15 protein-coding genes and 1 tRNA gene are annotated in these 16,332 nt (G+C 54.9%); 14 read left to right on the top strand and 2 right to left on the bottom strand.

Going from position 1 to position 16,332, the window contains the following annotated elements; all coding sequences use genetic code 11:
• Nucleotides 1-63: 63 nt before the first annotated feature.
• Nucleotides 64-603 carry a ribosome hibernation-promoting factor, HPF/YfiA family gene (gene hpf / locus EL294_RS06515; protein ID WP_126465968.1) on the bottom strand — a complete coding sequence of 180 codons (540 nt, stop codon included), beginning with the start codon at nucleotides 601-603 and terminating at the stop codon, nucleotides 64-66.
• 126 nt (nucleotides 604-729) lie between these two features.
• Between hpf and EL294_RS06510 the strand changes: the two genes are divergently transcribed.
• From EL294_RS06510 to EL294_RS06450, 13 genes are all read left to right on the top strand, one after another.
• Entirely contained in the window at nucleotides 730-1,650 is a 921-nt protein-coding gene (locus EL294_RS06510; protein WP_126465966.1) for an FUSC family protein, read from the top strand.
• Nucleotides 1,643-3,304, top strand: a complete 1,662-nt coding sequence (locus EL294_RS06505) for a hypothetical protein (RefSeq protein ID WP_126465965.1) — start codon at nucleotides 1,643-1,645, stop codon at nucleotides 3,302-3,304. Before EL294_RS06510 ends, EL294_RS06505 begins: the two co-directional genes overlap by 8 nt.
• A gap of 68 nt (nucleotides 3,305-3,372) precedes the next feature.
• Nucleotides 3,373-4,761, top strand: a complete 1,389-nt coding sequence (locus EL294_RS06500) for a stalk domain-containing protein (RefSeq protein ID WP_126465963.1) — start codon at nucleotides 3,373-3,375, stop codon at nucleotides 4,759-4,761.
• Nucleotides 4,762-4,770: 9 nt separating this feature from the next.
• Nucleotides 4,771-5,790, top strand: coding sequence for a polysaccharide deacetylase family protein (locus EL294_RS06495; protein WP_126465961.1), 1,020 nt, complete (start codon nucleotides 4,771-4,773; stop codon nucleotides 5,788-5,790).
• A 6-nt stretch (nucleotides 5,791-5,796) separates the two neighbouring features.
• Nucleotides 5,797-7,290 carry a murein biosynthesis integral membrane protein MurJ gene (gene murJ, locus EL294_RS06490; RefSeq protein WP_126465959.1) on the top strand — a complete coding sequence of 498 codons (1,494 nt, stop codon included), beginning with the start codon at nucleotides 5,797-5,799 and terminating at the stop codon, nucleotides 7,288-7,290.
• Nucleotides 7,291-7,360: 70 nt separating this feature from the next.
• A complete protein-coding gene (locus EL294_RS06485; protein WP_371828954.1) occupies nucleotides 7,361-8,284 on the top strand; it encodes an AAA family ATPase in 924 nt (307 codons plus the stop codon).
• On the top strand, nucleotides 8,281-10,005 hold the full coding sequence (locus EL294_RS06480) for a hypothetical protein (protein WP_126465957.1): 1,725 nt from the start codon (nucleotides 8,281-8,283) through the stop codon (nucleotides 10,003-10,005). The genes EL294_RS06485 and EL294_RS06480 overlap by 4 nt, the downstream gene beginning before the upstream one ends.
• A gap of 137 nt (nucleotides 10,006-10,142) precedes the next feature.
• Nucleotides 10,143-11,270: an aminotransferase class V-fold PLP-dependent enzyme gene (locus tag EL294_RS06475; protein ID WP_126465955.1), complete on the top strand. Its 1,128-nt coding sequence runs from the start codon at nucleotides 10,143-10,145 to the stop codon at nucleotides 11,268-11,270.
• Between the two features lie 3 nt (nucleotides 11,271-11,273).
• A complete protein-coding gene (locus tag EL294_RS06470; protein ID WP_126465953.1) occupies nucleotides 11,274-11,504 on the top strand; it encodes a putative Se/S carrier protein in 231 nt (76 codons plus the stop codon).
• A gap of 1 nt (nucleotide 11,505) precedes the next feature.
• Complete coding sequence (locus tag EL294_RS06465; RefSeq protein WP_126465951.1) at nucleotides 11,506-12,273, top strand: acyl-CoA dehydratase activase; 768 nt, start codon at nucleotides 11,506-11,508, stop codon at nucleotides 12,271-12,273.
• A 24-nt stretch (nucleotides 12,274-12,297) separates the two neighbouring features.
• Nucleotides 12,298-13,461, top strand: a complete 1,164-nt coding sequence (locus EL294_RS06460; protein ID WP_126465949.1) for a double-cubane-cluster-containing anaerobic reductase — start codon at nucleotides 12,298-12,300, stop codon at nucleotides 13,459-13,461.
• Nucleotides 13,462-14,229: 768 nt separating this feature from the next.
• Complete coding sequence (locus EL294_RS06455) at nucleotides 14,230-14,754, top strand: ECF transporter S component (protein ID WP_126465948.1); 525 nt, start codon at nucleotides 14,230-14,232, stop codon at nucleotides 14,752-14,754.
• Entirely contained in the window at nucleotides 14,751-15,476 is a 726-nt protein-coding gene (locus EL294_RS06450) for an amidohydrolase family protein (RefSeq protein ID WP_126465946.1), read from the top strand. Before EL294_RS06455 ends, EL294_RS06450 begins: the two co-directional genes overlap by 4 nt.
• 83 nt (nucleotides 15,477-15,559) lie before the next feature.
• Here the strand turns inward: EL294_RS06450 and EL294_RS06445 are convergent, their stop codons facing one another.
• Nucleotides 15,560-16,048, bottom strand: a complete 489-nt coding sequence (locus EL294_RS06445; RefSeq protein WP_126465944.1) for a ferritin family protein — start codon at nucleotides 16,046-16,048, stop codon at nucleotides 15,560-15,562.
• Nucleotides 16,049-16,199: 151 nt separating this feature from the next.
• Here EL294_RS06445 and EL294_RS06440 point away from each other — a divergent pair.
• A tRNA-Pro gene (locus tag EL294_RS06440) sits at nucleotides 16,200-16,276 on the top strand.
• Nucleotides 16,277-16,332: the final 56 nt, after the last annotated feature.

Here is a 16,332-nt window from a genome sequence, read left to right as displayed (position 1 = left end):
AAATTATGGCCATAAAAAAGGAGCCGAACGCGTCGGCTCCGTACGGGTATGGAAAAGGGAGAATCAGAATTCAAAGTCGATGCGACCGAAATTGCCGTCGCGTCTCTTATACAAGAGGGCCGGTTCTTCGATGTCGGCGTCGAGGAAGATAAAGAAGTTGTGGTTCAAGAGCTCCATCTGCAGCGCCGCTTCTTCTTCTACCATGGGTTGCAGGTGAAAATGCTTGCGCTTGGAGACGATCTTGCCTTGGGTGTCCTCGGGCTTTTCGGGCAGGGCCTGCTCGAAGTTTTCGAACCGAATGGTTTCGCTCCCCTGATGGCGATTTTTCAGCCGCGTCTTGTATTTGCGGACCTGACGTTCGAGCACGTCCATCGCCAAATCGATCGAGGCGTACATGTCCTCTGTGGTCTCTTCTGCGCGCATAATTGTATTGGGCAGAAACACCGTAATCTCGGTGGTGTGGTTGCCCTTCATGGTAGAGAAGGTCACCTTCGCCTCCACCTCTTCGGCGAAGTATTTGTCGAGCTTAGAGAGCTTCTTTTCCGCCTGGTTTTTCAATGCTTGGGTGAGTTCGATGTTCTTTCCGAAAAATTCAATACGCATATCCATGTCTCCTCTCACTTCTTTTCTATATCTTACCCGATCTTAACAATCTGAAACGACAATCGCGCTTGCAGATATTCTTCGTTTTGCTATACTTTTTTATACTAAGGAGAATGGAGTGAATCATTGCGACGGATTAAGAGCATTATACCTTTTCCCCATATCGGCATGCGAACCTTTAAGACGGCACTTTCCGTGGTCATTTCCCTATTTTTATCGAACTATTTGGGATTGAACACGCCGCTGTTTGTGGCCATCGCCTCTATGACCACCATGCAACCCTCTGTCCACGAGACCCATCGGGCCGTGCGGCTCAGGGTGTTTACCTGTGTCATGGGGGTGGTACTGGGATATTTCCTCTCTCTGATCACCCGAAACATCTACATTCGGCCGCTGATCGCGGGCATCGGCATTATTATCATTATACTCATTCTGAACCGGTTTCAGCTGAATCGGTTTATCAATCTGACCAATATTATCTTCGTGGCGAGTTTTGCTTCGCGCCAATCCCAGTTGGTCTACGGCATCAACCGGCTGATCGGTACGCTATTGGGTATCTTTGTATCGGTGGCGATTAATTATTTGATCGCCAAGCCCACGCCGAAGGGCAATTTCGAGAGCGTGCTGGAAAAGGCGTATGCGGATATATTCCGCCTGTCGGAAGAAATCATCCTCGCCGACGAGACGCCGATACTCGACGAGCTGGCAAAGGAACTAGACGAGGCGGAGGCCTCCTTCCAGCTGATCCGAAAAGAAGTCGACGAGCCCTTTTCCGGCGAGATGAAAATCGGCGGGGTGGAGCAGCTCTTGGGATTGTACGAAGACGTATTTCTGCTCTTGCAGATTCTCGTCAAGCTCGACGTGTCCGCCCATAAGTTTACGGTGGACAACAAGCTGCGCATTCAGGAGATCTTCCACTATACCGAGATGTACGAAGGACGAGATGAGGTCGTTCCCGATGCCGTCGTGAACTACCACGTCAAGTCGATTTTAGAAAAATTAGTGCAAATACAGGAACTTTACGATAAAGGAGTCACTCATGTCTGATCAGAGGCTTTGGCTACGAACCATCAAGGATCTGGCGGCCATCGTAGATTCGGCGCAATACAGCATCCCCTTGCAGGATATGTTCGACGACGAACGCCTCTACGAACCGATGAAAGAAAATATTCCCGATGTCGACCTCGCCTCTTGGCTGATGTTCGACACCGAGGAGAATCGAGAGACTACGACGATGCTGATTGCCCAATTTTGGCGGCATCTGCAAAAGAGCCATCCCGTGGAGCCGTTTTTGGAACGCGTCTTCGATTCCTATCTTTCGATTTACTGCGTCAACTATGCCGACGCGCAAAAGATCTATATTCAAAATTTAATTTTCCGCGAACCGGCTTCGGTGATTGCGGTGACCGAAGCCTCCCAAAAACTGGTCGAAGGGGACATCTTCTTCGGCCGTATTCTCTTTACCGACGCGGGCAACTTCGCCTTTCGCATCGCCCGGGTGGTGCCGGAGGAACTCCGCGAGCCCTTTGCCGAAAAGACCGAGCAGATGCTCGCCCTGCAGCCGCTACTCACCCAAGATGCGGCGATGTATAAACAGACCCTCAAGGACGGCAATCCCGAGATGCTCTTTCTGTTTTCCCTCGCCATGGACCGGGCGCGGGACGAGGAATTCGAGGACTTCGATGCCTTTGAGGAGGAGTTCTATCCGGAAGAGGACGACCGGGAGGGGATCTACCAACTGGCTTCGGAGGGCGCCGTCGATCCCGAGGTCGCCATCGGCGATATGTATGTGCTGGAGCGGATGGAAAACCGCTTACTCCTGGAAGAGGGAAAGACCTTCGGGGACCGCTCGTTTTCCGCTTACGGCGAATTGATGGACGATTCCGCCGCGACGGGCGAATTTTCAGACGACGAGCAGATGCTTAGAATTCTGCGGCTGTTTCGGCAGTGGACGTTGGAAGAGAAGAATCCCGCGGCGCGCCGCTCTCTGGAAGGGGCGGAAGACGACATTCTTACCTGGAAGACCAAGCTCGAGCGCTCGGTGGAGGGAATTTACCGAAACGAGTACTTCGACGCGGTGATCGCTGACTCCGTGCGGGAGCGGGGGCGTTTTATCGACGCCTTCGACGCCTATCTCGAGGTCTTAATCGAACGGGAGCTTGCCACCACCGAGACCGGCGCCTTAAACCGCCGCTCCTTGGGCTATGTGCTGCCGGTATTGGGGATCGACCCCGCTTCGGTGAAGCCCACCCTACGGGAAGGCAGCTTTCCCGAGCTGGTCTTATTCCGCCACTTCGCGATCCTAAAGGACATGATCCGCATCGACGAGAGCGGTCATATCGCCGATACGCTGCGTATGGAGCAGTACCTCCAGTTCAGCGAAGAAGAAAAGCTCAGTTTGTGGCTCAGCACCCTCTTTCACCCCAATCTGATCGAGCGAGATCCCTATTTTGAGGAATGGAAGTTCGAAGAGGCCTTTCGCCGGTTCAAGCACTCGCCCTTTGAAGCGCTCTTAAAGGCCGGGGAAAGCCGCGAGGCGAAGATGCAGAAGATCATCCTCAAGGCGGGACGGGCGCTCAAGCTCTATACCTTCCCCAAAAGCAGCGAGGACGCCCTGGAGTGGTCGCCCTTGGGACGAGCGGTGTTGGAGTATATGGGCATCGAAAAACGCGAAAATGTCGTGCCGCTCTTCGACAATTGACGGCATTTGTTCGCGCTTTGTAAAGAAACGGGAATCTGCCTGTGGTAAAATATCCTTTGGAGGCAGAGATGAAATACATTCTTAAAATACAGGCACTCCTCTTGCTCTGCGCCCTCTCGGTCCTATTGGGCGGATCGGCCTACCCGGCGGATGCGGCATTTTTCGAAGGCGTCGAAAAGGTACGGCCGCCCGCGATGGAAGAAGAGACGGCGGCGCTTTTGGCCTTTGAAGCCGAAGACGAAGAGCCGCGGGCGGTGCAGACGGAGTTTCCCCTCCGCAATATGGCGGGAAGCGCCATGATCGCCCTCGAGGATTTGCAGGCCGTCGCCGGGCAGAAGCGGGTGCATTTCGATCCCGAAAAGGAGATCCTGTATCTGAACCAGATCAACCGCGTCGCCATGTCGGTGGATCGGCCGGTCTATACCAAACAATCCAATCGGGCGTTGGTTTCGGTGTACCCGACCTATGTCGGCGGCACGCTCTACGTACCCCTGCGCTTTTTGCTGGAAGAGATGGGATATACCGTAAACTATGCGGCAGAGAAGAATACGATTTTGATCGTTCCGCCGCGAAAAGCGACTTCGGTGGTACCGCTCCGCCAGATCGCCGTGGCGGGCATCGAACCCTATCGGGAAGGGCGCATGCTGACCGAGATCTACGATCTGGAGGGCAGCACCATCCTCGCCCGGGGCGACAAAGTGCCGGGCGGGCTCGCCTCGCTCTTTCGGATCACCGAAGAGGGCAATATCCTCTATTCGCCCCTCTGTGCCGATCCGGTGCCCGAGGATTACGACGCCGAGACGAATACCGCGGCGGCCATCGACGGCGATGCTATCGTCCTGTACGATCTTTTGCGGGGCAAAAAGCGCACGATCGCGATTCCTTCGATGCTCGTAGGGGCAAAGCAGATGCGGATCGATGGCGATACCCTTTATTTTTTGACCGACGACGGCATCTATTCCTTTCGCGAGAGCAGCCGCGCGGTGCGCCGCGTCTTCGACGGAGAAGCGGACAGCTTCGATGTCGGCGGCGGGCGGATATTGTATTCCCGCGGCGGGCGCAGCGGCCTCTTTCAAGGCGACGGCGCCTGGCTCCTGCCGGAAACCGGCGGGGAATACGTACTCGATGCGCCGTATATCCTGTCGGACGATACCGCGCTCGGCATCGTGAAGGTGTACGATATGAATACGAGAAAATTGATTTCAGCCATTCCCTATGAACAGGGTGCGGTCCACAGCGTCCGCATCACCGGCGGTCGCTACCTGGCGGTGGGGCGGGGCACGAAGGTGATCCTCAGGGACCTCGCCGGGGAAGGCAAACACAATCTGGATCTGCTGAATATCGCGCCCGCCGTGCGGGGGCGAAAAGTGATCTGGCAGTGGAACGGCAATCTGCTGAAGGGCTATGTGCAGGCAGAGGGCAAAAAGATCGCCCAATGCGTGACGGTGCATATGTAAGGAGAGATTATGAACAGAGAAGAAATGGACAGAGAGCGAAGACGCAGAAGGGAACGCATGCGCCAAAGACGCAATCGCGCCCGCCTTCGGGGCCTGCTGCTTCTTTTGTTGATCGCAGTCGGCGGCGTGTTCGCCCTCGGCAAGATAAAAAGCGGCCTGAAAACAGACGACGGCTACGCCTATGGGCAGGAAGCCGATTGGTTCGTGCTCAAAAATCTGGATCTATTGGATGCGGACACCGCCTATGCGCCGCAAAATGCGATCAATCTGACCAATAACATCATCAACGACCGGATTGAAATCCGCCTGCAAAAGGGCCAAAACCACATCAATCAGGCGGATCCCTACGCCTTTGACGCCGGCGAGATCAGCGATATTATTGAGGGAAAGACCGAATACACCGGCGAAACGAAGTGGGCATTTCTCACCTTTGACGACGGGCCCAACCACAAGATTACCCCGCAGATCTTAGACACACTGCGGGAAAAAGAGGCGTATGCCACCTTCTTTTTGGTGGGAAAGAGCATCACCGAGGACAATCGCGACGTGCTGCTTCGGGAATTGGCGGACGGCCACGCGCTGGCGCTCCACTCTTTCAGCCACGATTACCACAAACTCTATCCCTCGCGCGTGGGCAATGCGGATGCGATCGGAAGCGAGGCGAAGCGCGCACAAGAAGCCCTGCAAAAGGTGATCTCTTCGGATTTTCACAGCGGCGTTTGGCGCTATCCCGGCGGCCATATGAGCTGGAGCGGACTGGACGCGGCCGATGCCGCGCTTAAGGCGCAGGACATCAGTTGGATCGACTGGAACGCCCTCACCGGGGATGCGGAGCCGAAAAGTCGCCGGCCTACCACGGAACCGGGACTGGTGGAATTTATGAATCGCTCGATCGCCGCCAATACCGATAACTCGGTAGTGGTGATTTTGATGCACGATGCGGAATCGAAGCAACTTACCGCCAATGCGCTGGGCGATGTCATTGATTCTTTGAAGAGCCAGGGCTACGAGTTCGGAATCTTAAAGTAGGAGATTATGCAAAACACCTCTCTCGTTTTGATGTTGATAACGATATTTACCAAGTGTTTCGGATTGGCCAGGGAAAAAGCCTTGGCCCATTTTTTTGGTACTTCGGCGATGGCGAATATTTTCCTCATCGCCTTTACTTTGCCCATGTTGGTCTCCAATCTCTTTGCGGGTTCGCTGGCAGGGGGATTTATTCCCGTCTACACCGAACTCAAAGACAGAAAGGGACGCGAGGCGGCCGATGCCTTTACCACGCATCTTGCGCGCCTGGTGGCATATATCGCCCTCGCCGTCGGTGTATGCGCGGCGGTCTTTGCGCCGCAGTTGGTGCATTTGATGGCGCGGGGTTTTACGGGCGCGGTATTCGAACAGACGGTCTATATGAGCCGCATCACCGCCTTGAGCGTGGTGACGACGGCGGTTTTTTCGATCTTTAAATCCTATCTGCAGATCTATAACCACTTTATCGTCTCCATTTCCCATTCGGTGGTGATGAATTCGGTACTGATCCTCACCATGATTTTGGGACGCGGCGGCAATACGACGCTCCTCGCCCTGGGGATTCTCTTTGCCTTTGTCTTTCAGTATATTTTCTTTTTGCCCTATCTGAAAAAAAGCGGCTTTCGCCTGCATATAGGCGACAAAGACGAGAGAGCTCTGCGCCAGCTGCTGTATTTGATTCTGCCGATCTTAATTTCGACTTCGGTGCTCGAGATCAATGTGGTGGTGAGCAAATCCCTCGCTTCGATGATTTCGACCGCCGGGGTCGCGGTCATCAACTACGCCACCAAGATTCAGGGCTTTGTCACCGGCATCGTCGTAACGAGCATCGTCACTGTCACCTACCCGAAGATGGCGGCGCTGGTGAAGGAGGACGCGGCCCTCAAGCGCGTCTTTGCTGAAAGCCTGTCCTTGATGGGGGCGTTGGTCGTACCCGCCACGGTGGGGGTCCTCTGCTTTCACAAGGAGATCGTGCGGCTGCTCTTTTTGGGCGGTGCCTTTTCTGCGGGCGATGTGGCGATCACCGGCGAGGTGCTCCTCTTTTATGGACTGGGGCTTTTCGCCATCGGCATTCGGGAGATCGGGGTGCGCATTTTTTATAGCAAAAAACAGACCCGCATCCCCGTCGTGAACTCCGCCTATATGGTGCTCGCCAATATCGTCTTGAGTGTACTGTTGGGCCGCGCCGCGGGTCTAAAGGGCCTCGCCATCGCGACGGCGATCTCGCTTTGGATCGGCGCCGCCGGAATGCTCTTGCACCTTCGACGAAATATGGGCGGGCTGGGACTTTTTAGGGTGGCGAAAAACTTCCTCAAAATCTGCGGCGCATCCGCCGTAATGGGGGCGTGCGCCCTCGGCGCGTACCGATGGCTATGTCGCGTGCTCTCGAACAATCTCGCCCTCTTGGGGGCGATCGCCGTCGCGGGGATTGTCTATCTCGTCGCGATATGGATCTTAAAAATCCAGGAGACGAAGGCGATTCGCGAGCGATTTTTTTCGTAAGCGGAAAGCACAGCGCGCTATGGAAATCCATAGGAGTATGGTAAGATATGGAAAAAAAGAAAGGACCTCTATGAAACGAAGCGAACTGATTGAATTTTTACAACGACAAGATATAGATCAAAAATTGCTGGATGCGGTGGAAGATTTCGTCGTCGCCCATCCCGTCAAAGAAGAATGGAAAGACCGCATCCCGTCTTCTACCTTTCGCTACTACGGCAAGGAGATCTGGGAAAAGGGGATCTATGCCATTCTCTCCGGCTACCATATTCTCCTTTCCGGGCCCAAGGCGACGGGGAAAAATGTGTTCTCCGAAAATCTGGCCCAACTCTTTTGCCGGCCCATGTGGAATATGTCGCTGAATGTCAATGTGGACAGCGCCTCTTTGATCGGCGTGGACACCTTTAAGGACGGGGAAGTGGTGCTCAAAAAAGGACCCGTAACCCTGGCGGCGGAGGTCGGCGGCTTTGCGATCTTCGACGAGATCAATATGGCGAAAAACGAGTCCCTTTCGGTGGTGCACTCCGCCTTGGACTTTCGCCGCATGATCGACGTGGCGGGTTACGACCGCATTCCCCTAAACGATGCCACCCGCTTTATCGGCACGATGAACTACGGCTATATGGGCACCCGCGAGCTGAACGAGGCCCTGATCAGCCGCTTTATGGTCATCGAGATGCCGATCCTCGAAGGGGAGGGGCTCAAGCAGATCCTGCGCGAAGAGACCGAACTCAACGAAGCGGGCATGGAGCTCTTTGCCCGGCTCTTTATGGATCTGCAGAACAAGAGCCTGGAGGGCGAGATCTCTTCCAAGACCGTAGATATGCGGGGCCTTTTCGGCGCCCTGACCATGATTCGCCGCGGCCTTTCGGTGCATGCGGCGCTGGATATGGGGATCGTCAACAAGTCCTTCGACCGCTTTGAAAAGGAAATCGTAGAAGATGTGATCGATACGCTCTTTCCCGCGGACACCGATACGGAGATGTTGTTTCGATGAAGCTGTCGGATCGGCGTCGGCAGAATATTTATTGGACCGTGGGGGGCAACTACCAGCGCAAGTACCCCGGCGAGGGCGATGCCTTTCGCGTGGCGGAAGCGGCGATGGTCGACCGCGCCTTTCCCAAAAATCGACTGCGCAATTTCGTCGAAAAAAACGCCTCGCAGGTATCCAACGGCAAGGATTTGAAGACGGTAGCGGAGATCCTCGCGATCCAATACACCAAAAAAGCCCTGATGGCGGAGCGGCCCGGCATCGCCGCCATGGAACAGCGGGCGTATAGGGAGCGCTACCGCGAACTGTGGTATCAAAATAAGCGCGACATCTCCGAAGAAATCCGGATGCAGTATGCGGCGTATCGGATTCAAAAGCCCATGAGCGCCGGCACGTTTTTGGAACCGTTGATGCGCCGGTTGATCGACGGGGAAAAACTCACGCGGGAAGGGGAGTTTTATCTCTACCTCAAGTCCTTGTGGGAGGACTTTTTTCACGTCAATCCGACCCTTACCTTTGAGGTGGAGCAGGAGACCGAGCGCAAAGATGAGCCCCAAGAGCCGCCCCGGGCGCCCAAAAAGAAAAAGCGCAATATCGTCGAGGCGAAAAAAGAAGAGATCCCCGAAGGGGCGCCGGATATGGTAGAATCCGCCGAGTTTACCCACGTCACCCGGGACCCGTCCAAGGCGGTGGAATCCGACGTCAATATCAACCGCGTCAATCTCGAAGACGAGAGCCTGAGCCTAAAGCGGGTGCGCAAGCACTTCGGCATGGAGGTGGGTTCTGCCGGAAAGATCCGAAAGCTCGAGGACGATCTCGCCACGGGCATTCACAAGGGCATGCGGCTGCACGTGACCCGCGGGGAGTTCGAAAACGACATGAGCGCGCGCTTTTTTGAGGAGCAGATTTTTGCCCAGAGAAAGGCGACCGAGGAAATCTACGACGCCGACCGGCATATCTACGAGCGGTCCATTTTCGAATTGCGCGAAATCATACGCAAAAACCTACTGGACGATGCCGCCCGGGCCCCGGTGGTGGCATCGAACGGGGCGATCGACACCTCCTTATTGTGGCGCCATGCCGTATTGGGCGACGACAAGATCTTCAAGAAGAACCAAGTGGAAGAGGAGACCTCATTCGCCGTCGACATCCTCTTGGATATGAGCGGTTCGCAGCAGGAGCGACAAGAAGCGGTAGCGATCCAAGGCTATCTGATCGCCGAGGCGCTCACCTCCCTTCGGATTCCGACGCGGGTGATGGGTTTTTGTAATCTCTTTCACTACCAGATTATCCGCATCTTCCGCGATTATCGCGACGAGCGCAAGGAGAATCGCGAAATCTTCAGCTACAAGGCGAGCGGCAGCAATCGCGACGGCTTCGCCCTGCGCTACGTCTTTAAGACCATGGAAGAGATCGACGCCGAAACGCGGGTGTTGATCGTCCTTTCCGACGGCATGCCCAACGACCACATCTCCGTGGGGATTGATCGTGCGCCGATTCAGGTGGCGGATTACGAGGACGACGTCGCGGTCTACGACACCGCGGCCGAGGTGCTCAAAGGCAAGCTCAAACAAAAGGCGGTCCTCGGCGTCTTTACCGGCGATGACGACGAGCTCGACAGCGAGCGGCTGATCTTCGGCACCGATTTCGTGCGGATTCGCGATCTGAATCGCTTTTCGGTCATCGTCGGTAAGTATCTCAAAAGCGTGGTAGAGCGCACGCAATAGCGGGTTTAAAACCGCGCCGACATATAGATATAAAGAATAAGAACGTAAGCCTATAATATTTTTCAATAAAAGATCCCGAAACGCATTGGGGTCTTTTTTGTGTTATATTTGTAAATAGATCGAAAAGGAGGAAGGTTATGATTTACATGGACAATGCCGCCACGACGCGCAGCAAGCCGCCGGAGGTGGCGCGCGAGATTTGTACGGCGCTTTCGAGCCAGGGCAATTCGGGCCGGGGAAGCGGCGAAAGCGCCCTGGCGGCCGCCCGAAAGATCTTTCAGACCCGCCTTTTGCTCGCCGAGCTGTTCGGGGCAAAGAGCCCCAAGCGGATCGCCTTCTGCATGAATGCGACCGAGGCGTTAAACGAAGCGATCTACGGCACACTGGGGGCGGAGGACCACGTAATCACCACGGTGACCGAACACAATTCCGTGCTCAGACCCCTGTACCGGCTGGATTGCGGGATCGATTTTTTGCCCGTGGATGAAGAAGGCATTGTGGATCTATCGCGCCTCGAATCCGGGCGCAAAGACAACACCCGCGCGGTGATCGTAAATCATGCCTCCAATGTGACGGGAAATATCGCGGATATTTCTGCCGTCGGCGCATTTTGTCGAAGGCACGATCTCTTGTGTATCGTCGATGCGAGCCAGACGGCGGGGGCCGTACCCATCGACGTAGAAAAGGCCGGAATCGACATCCTCGCTTTTACTGGGCACAAGTCGCTGTTCGGGCCTCAAGGGACTGGCGGCATCTACGTGCGCGAAGGCGTCCGCGTTTCGCCCCTTAAGGTGGGCGGAAGCGGTATCGATTCCTATAACAAGGCGCATCCTTCCGCCATGCCCGAGGCGCTGGAGGCGGGCACGCAAAACGGCCACGGCATCGCCGGGCTCTACGGGGCGCTCACCTATTTGAAGCGAACGGGGATCGAGCGGATCCGCGCTCGAGAAAGCGCGCTCGTCGCGCGATTTTTGGAAGGCATCGAAAACATTCCGAACATCGCGATCTATGGCAGTCGCAATGTCGAAAAGAAGACGGCAGTGGTGAGTGTCAATGTCGGGGACTACACCTCGTCGAAGGTCGGGGAGATTCTGGAATCGGACTACGGCATCATCACCCGCACCGGCGCCCATTGTGCGCCTTTAATGCACGAGGCGCTGGGCACGCGGGACCGGGGAGCGGTACGCTTTTCCTTCACCCATTTCAACACGGAAGACGAGATCGATACGGCGATCCGCGCCTTATCGGAAATCGCCGGGAGGTAAGCATTGCAAGAGACAGAATGGATCGTTACATTTGAAAGCATTACCGACGCCATGGCATTCGAGGTGGCTGCGGCGGAAGAAGGGCTCACCGGCAAGATAATCCCCTTGCCGGATGTGCTCTCCGCCGGCTGCGGCTACGCCTGGCGCGAGGCGGCCCCCGGGGAAGAAGCGCTAAAGGCATTTCTCGCCCGGGGAGCAGTCGCGTACGAATCATTGATAGAATTGGAGCGATAAAGTGCAGTACATCGGCATCGATATAGGATCTACGGCGGCAAAGGTGTGGGGCTTCGGCGAAAAGGACATCCACTTCGTGCAGCCCACCGGCTGGAGCTCCGTAGAGACCGCACGGGAGATCAAAGAGCGCCTGTTAGAGGCAGGCATCGACGTCACCTCCGATGCAGTGCGGGTGGTGGCGACGGGATACGGGCGCATTTCCGTAGACTATGCGGACTTCGTCATCACCGAGATCACCTGCCACGGCCGCGGCGCCCGCGAAATCGCCGGCGATTCGGTCGGCGTCATCGACGTCGGCGGCCAGGACACCAAGGTGATTTTGGTGGAAGACGGCATGGTGCGGGACTTTTTGATGAACGACAAGTGTTCCGCCGGCACCGGCAAGTTCCTCGAGGTCATGGCAAACCGCCTGGCGGTGGATATGCCGAACCTCTTCGAGATGGCGCGCGTGGGGGAGAAGACCCCCATCAGCTCTCTATGTACGGTGTTTGCCGAATCCGAGATCATCAGCTATATCGGCGAGGGAAGACCCCGAGAGGACATCGCCGCCGGCGTGGTGGATTCCGTGGCGGAAAAGGTCGCGGGCCTGAGCGCGCGGATGGACTTTCCCGAAACGGTGCTCCTTACCGGGGGCCTGAGCCGCATTCCCTACTTTGCGGACGTGCTCTCTGAAAAGCTCGAACGCGAAGTACAGATCGACGAACGGGGACAGTTCGCCGGCGCTTTGGGCGCGGCGCTTCTGGCCAAGGAAAAGAAAAAAAGAAATTGACAACATAGAATGGCAGGAGGAATTATGAAAACCATCGTAAAGGACTTACCGGAAATCTTCGACGAATTTGCAGACGCCAGAAAACAAGGCTTTATGACCGTTAAAAAAATCAAAGACCAGGGCATTCCCGTGGTGGGGGCCTACTGTACCTATTTCCCCCAAGAAATCGCCAACGCATTGGGCGCCGCCACTGTGGGCCTCTGCTCCACCAGCGACGAAACCATCGCCGAGGCGGAAAAGGATCTGCCCAAGAACCTTTGCCCCTTGATCAAATCCAGCTACGGATTCGGAAAGACCGACAAATGTCCCTACTTCCACTTCTCCGACATCGTCATCGGCGAGACCACCTGTGACGGCAAGAAGAAGATGTACGAGCTGATGCGTGAGTTTAAAGACGTACACGTCATGGAGCTTCCAAATTCGCAATCCCCCGAGGCGAGCGAACTCTGGAAGAAAGAGATCTACAAGACCATCGAATACCTGGAAGAAAAGCTCGGCGCGAAAATGACCTACGAAAACCTGCTCGATGCCATCAAGACCGAAAACGGCATCCGCAAGGCCCGTCAGGAACTCGCCCGCGTTATGGCAAACGACCCCACCCCCGTCGACGGCCTCGAAATGCACAAGGCGCTCTACGGCACCACCTTTAAGTTCGACAAATCCGTCGTCGCCGACGAGCTCTATGCCCTCCGCGACAAGATCATGGAAGAATATAAGGGCGGCGAAGGACGGGAAAAGAAACCCAGAATCCTCATCACCGGCTGCCCCTCCGGCGGCGCGCCCGAAAAAGTGATTAAGGCGCTCGAAGACAACGGCGCCGTAGTCGTGAGCTTCGAAAACTGCACCGGCGAAAAACAATCCAACGGCTTTGTCGACGAAAGCGGCAAGACCGTCGACGAATTGGTAGACGCCCTCGCCGATCGCTATATCGACATCGGCTGCTCCGTTATGACCCCGAACCCCAATCGCTACGAACTCTTAGATCGCTTGATCGACGAATACAAAGTGGACGGCGTGGTAGAAATCGTCCTCACCGCCTGCCACACCTACAATATCGAATCCAAGTCGATTCAAAAATTCGTCAACGAGGAAAAGAATATCCCCTACATCAGCGTAGAAACCGACTACTCCCAAGCCGACGTAGGACAACTCAACACCCGTCTTACCGCATTTATCGAAATGCTGTAAAAGGGACCATAAAAAGATCCGCCATGGCGGGTCTTTTTACATATCGCAAAGGAAGAGGGGCGCAATAGTCTTTTTCGGGCGCACGACCACCCCTTATTGTCATTCTGAGCGAGGAACTTGGTTCCGAGTCGAAGAATCTCTTTCGCTGTAAAGTATTTGCAAAGAAGCCTAGGCCAAAACGCGTGACGTCCCCACTTGTTTCGGGCGACGATACACGTAATAGGTATCGTGAAAACAGTCGACCCGCAATAGGGTACGGAGATCCATTCGACTCCGCTTCGCTCCGCTCAGGATGACAGGGTGAGGATGCAATAGCTTACGGCTACGCAGCGGCCCGACTCCGATTCTCTCCGCTCAGGATGACAAGGAAGAGTGTCGCAATAGCCATCTTTGGAACGCACAACCACCCCTTATTGTCATTCTGAGCGAGGAACTTAGTTCCGAGTCGAAGAATCTCTTTCGCTGTAAAGTATTTGCAAAGAAGCCTAGGCCAAAACGCGTGACGTCCCCTCTTGTTTCGGGCGACGATACACGTAATAGGTATCGTGAAAACAGCCGTCCCGCAATAGGATACGGAGATCCTTCGACTCCGCTTCTCTCCGCTCAGGATGACAAGGAAGTATCACCGCCGAAAGGCATACCATCCTTTTTACACTTTCAACCATACTTTGTAAAATTTACATAACATTCTATGGTATGATATTTCAGTAAAGGCGTTTTTGCGCGCCTTACAATCGTTTGCAAGTTTACATATTACAAGGAGGTATTGTGAAAGCCAAAAATATCACCATGACCGGGCTTTTTGCGGCCCTGGTCTTTCTGTTCACCTTCACGTTTAAGGTTCCGGAAGGGGGCATGCTGGGCTATGCGCATTTGGGCGATATGTTTATCATCATCTCCGTATGGATGCTGGGCCGCAAATACGCCCCCTTTGCCGCGGGGATCGGCGCGGCGATCGCCGACATTGCATCGGGGTTTGCCGTATGGGCGCTCCCGACCTTTGTCATCAAATTCGTATTCGCCGCTCTGATCGGTCTCGTCGCCGAGAAATACGGCGAGGGCCGCTTTCGGGGATTTCTCCTCGGCGGCCTGATCGGCGGCGTATTTCACGTCGCCGCATACAGTGTGGTTTGGGTCGTTGTGGGCGGCATAGCCACCGCGATCTCGGCGCTCTTGCCCCTTGCCATGCAGACGCTGATCGGCTATGTACTGGGCAATATTATGGTCAATCGCCTCGAGGCGTCGAAGATCGGCAATCGACTGAAGGAGATGGCACAAGGAGGATTGGAATGAAAAAGATCGATGCACACACCCACCTGGGCGATTTCGGCGGCTGGGCAAATGTCGCCTTTACCAAAGAAGTCCTGATCGAGCAAATGAAGACCTATGATATCGAAAAGACCTTTGTCACCGGCAGCTCTTTTCACGACAATGATCGGGTCGTGGACGCCTTTCAAAGTTATCCCGACGCCGTGGTGCCCTTTGTATGGGTAAACCCCTTGCTCGACGATGTGGATCAAAAGCTCGAGCGCTATATCGTCGACGAGGGCTTTATGGGCATTAAAATGCAGCCCCTATTCGACGCCTTTGTCGCCGACGATCCGGTGGTGGATCCGGTTATGGAATTTGCCAAAGCGCACGACGTGCCCGTCTTTATCCACTGCGGACACCCGCCGTTTTCGCTGCCCTGGAGCATTGCCCTTTTGGCGGAGCGGTATCCCGAAGTCGACGTCACTATGATCCATATGGGCCACGGCCACGGGGTGTATATCGAGGCGGCGCTGAATATGGCGCGCAGATACGACAATTTGTATCTCGAGATGAGCGGCATGCCCATGGGCGTAAAGATCAAAGAGGCGTACGAGACCGTCGGCAAGGACCGCATTCTCTTCGGGATCGACTCGCCCTTTCACCATCCCACTGTCGAGATTCAAAAGGTGCTGACCTGCGGGCTCGACGACGATGCCCTTCAGGATGTGTTTTACAACAACGCCAAGAAACTGCTCAAGCTATAAGCGCGGCCAAAAGAGATGTGTGGACACATCTCTTTTTTTGCGCAACAAAAAACCGCCCGAAGGCGGTCGGAAAGGATGACGATTTACAGGCCGCGGGGATTCAGGAAATTGTCGCGAATCCGCTCGGTGATCATCTTCAAGTGGCCTTTTTCCTGGCGTTCGATTTTCTCCAATTCTTCCGGCGCAAAGCGGGGCACGATCTCCCGGAGCTCGCGAACGATCTCTACGGTTTCGCGTTCTACCCGTTCGGCGAGTTCGAAGACTTCCATCTTATCGCGCAGTTTGGTGGCGCGTTCGTACAGATCTTCGGGCTTTGCCAAGAGACTGCGTTGTAGGCGCAGGCGGAAATAATCGTAGTCGTCTTCCTCTACGACCCAGCCGCCTTCGTCTTTTGCCTGTTGGGCGAGTTTCAAATACACGCCGTGGTGATAGTCTTCGTCTTCGGCGAGATTTTCGAAGAATTTGTCGCCGATCTTGGCGTTGTCCGCCATCTCGCGATATACGCGGGCGACCTCGGTTTCATTTTGTGCCAATAATTCGAGAATTGCGTGACCGTCTACTTTGTGACTCATAATACCTCCTGGTTCGCTTTTATTGATTCCATATACTTATACCCGTCTCGCCCAAAAATATTGGTGCGGACGAAAGATACGAACCCGCATTTTTTTAGATAAAGTTGTTGCAATCATTATGTAAAGTTGCTATAATACTTATTGTTGACGACGAGATGTAGCGCAGTTTGGTAGCGTACATGTCTGGGGGACATGGGGTCGCAGGTTCAAATCCTGTCATCTCGACCAACGCAAAACCGCCACGCGAAAGTGTGGCGGTTTTTTTTGTGTCTTTTTTCTCGCGC

The organism is Aedoeadaptatus ivorii (assembly GCF_900638585.1).
Classification (GTDB): domain Bacteria; phylum Bacillota; class Clostridia; order Tissierellales; family Peptoniphilaceae; genus Aedoeadaptatus; species Aedoeadaptatus ivorii.
Note: the sequence above shows the minus strand (reverse complement) of the source record. Positions and strands in the feature narration are given on the sequence as shown.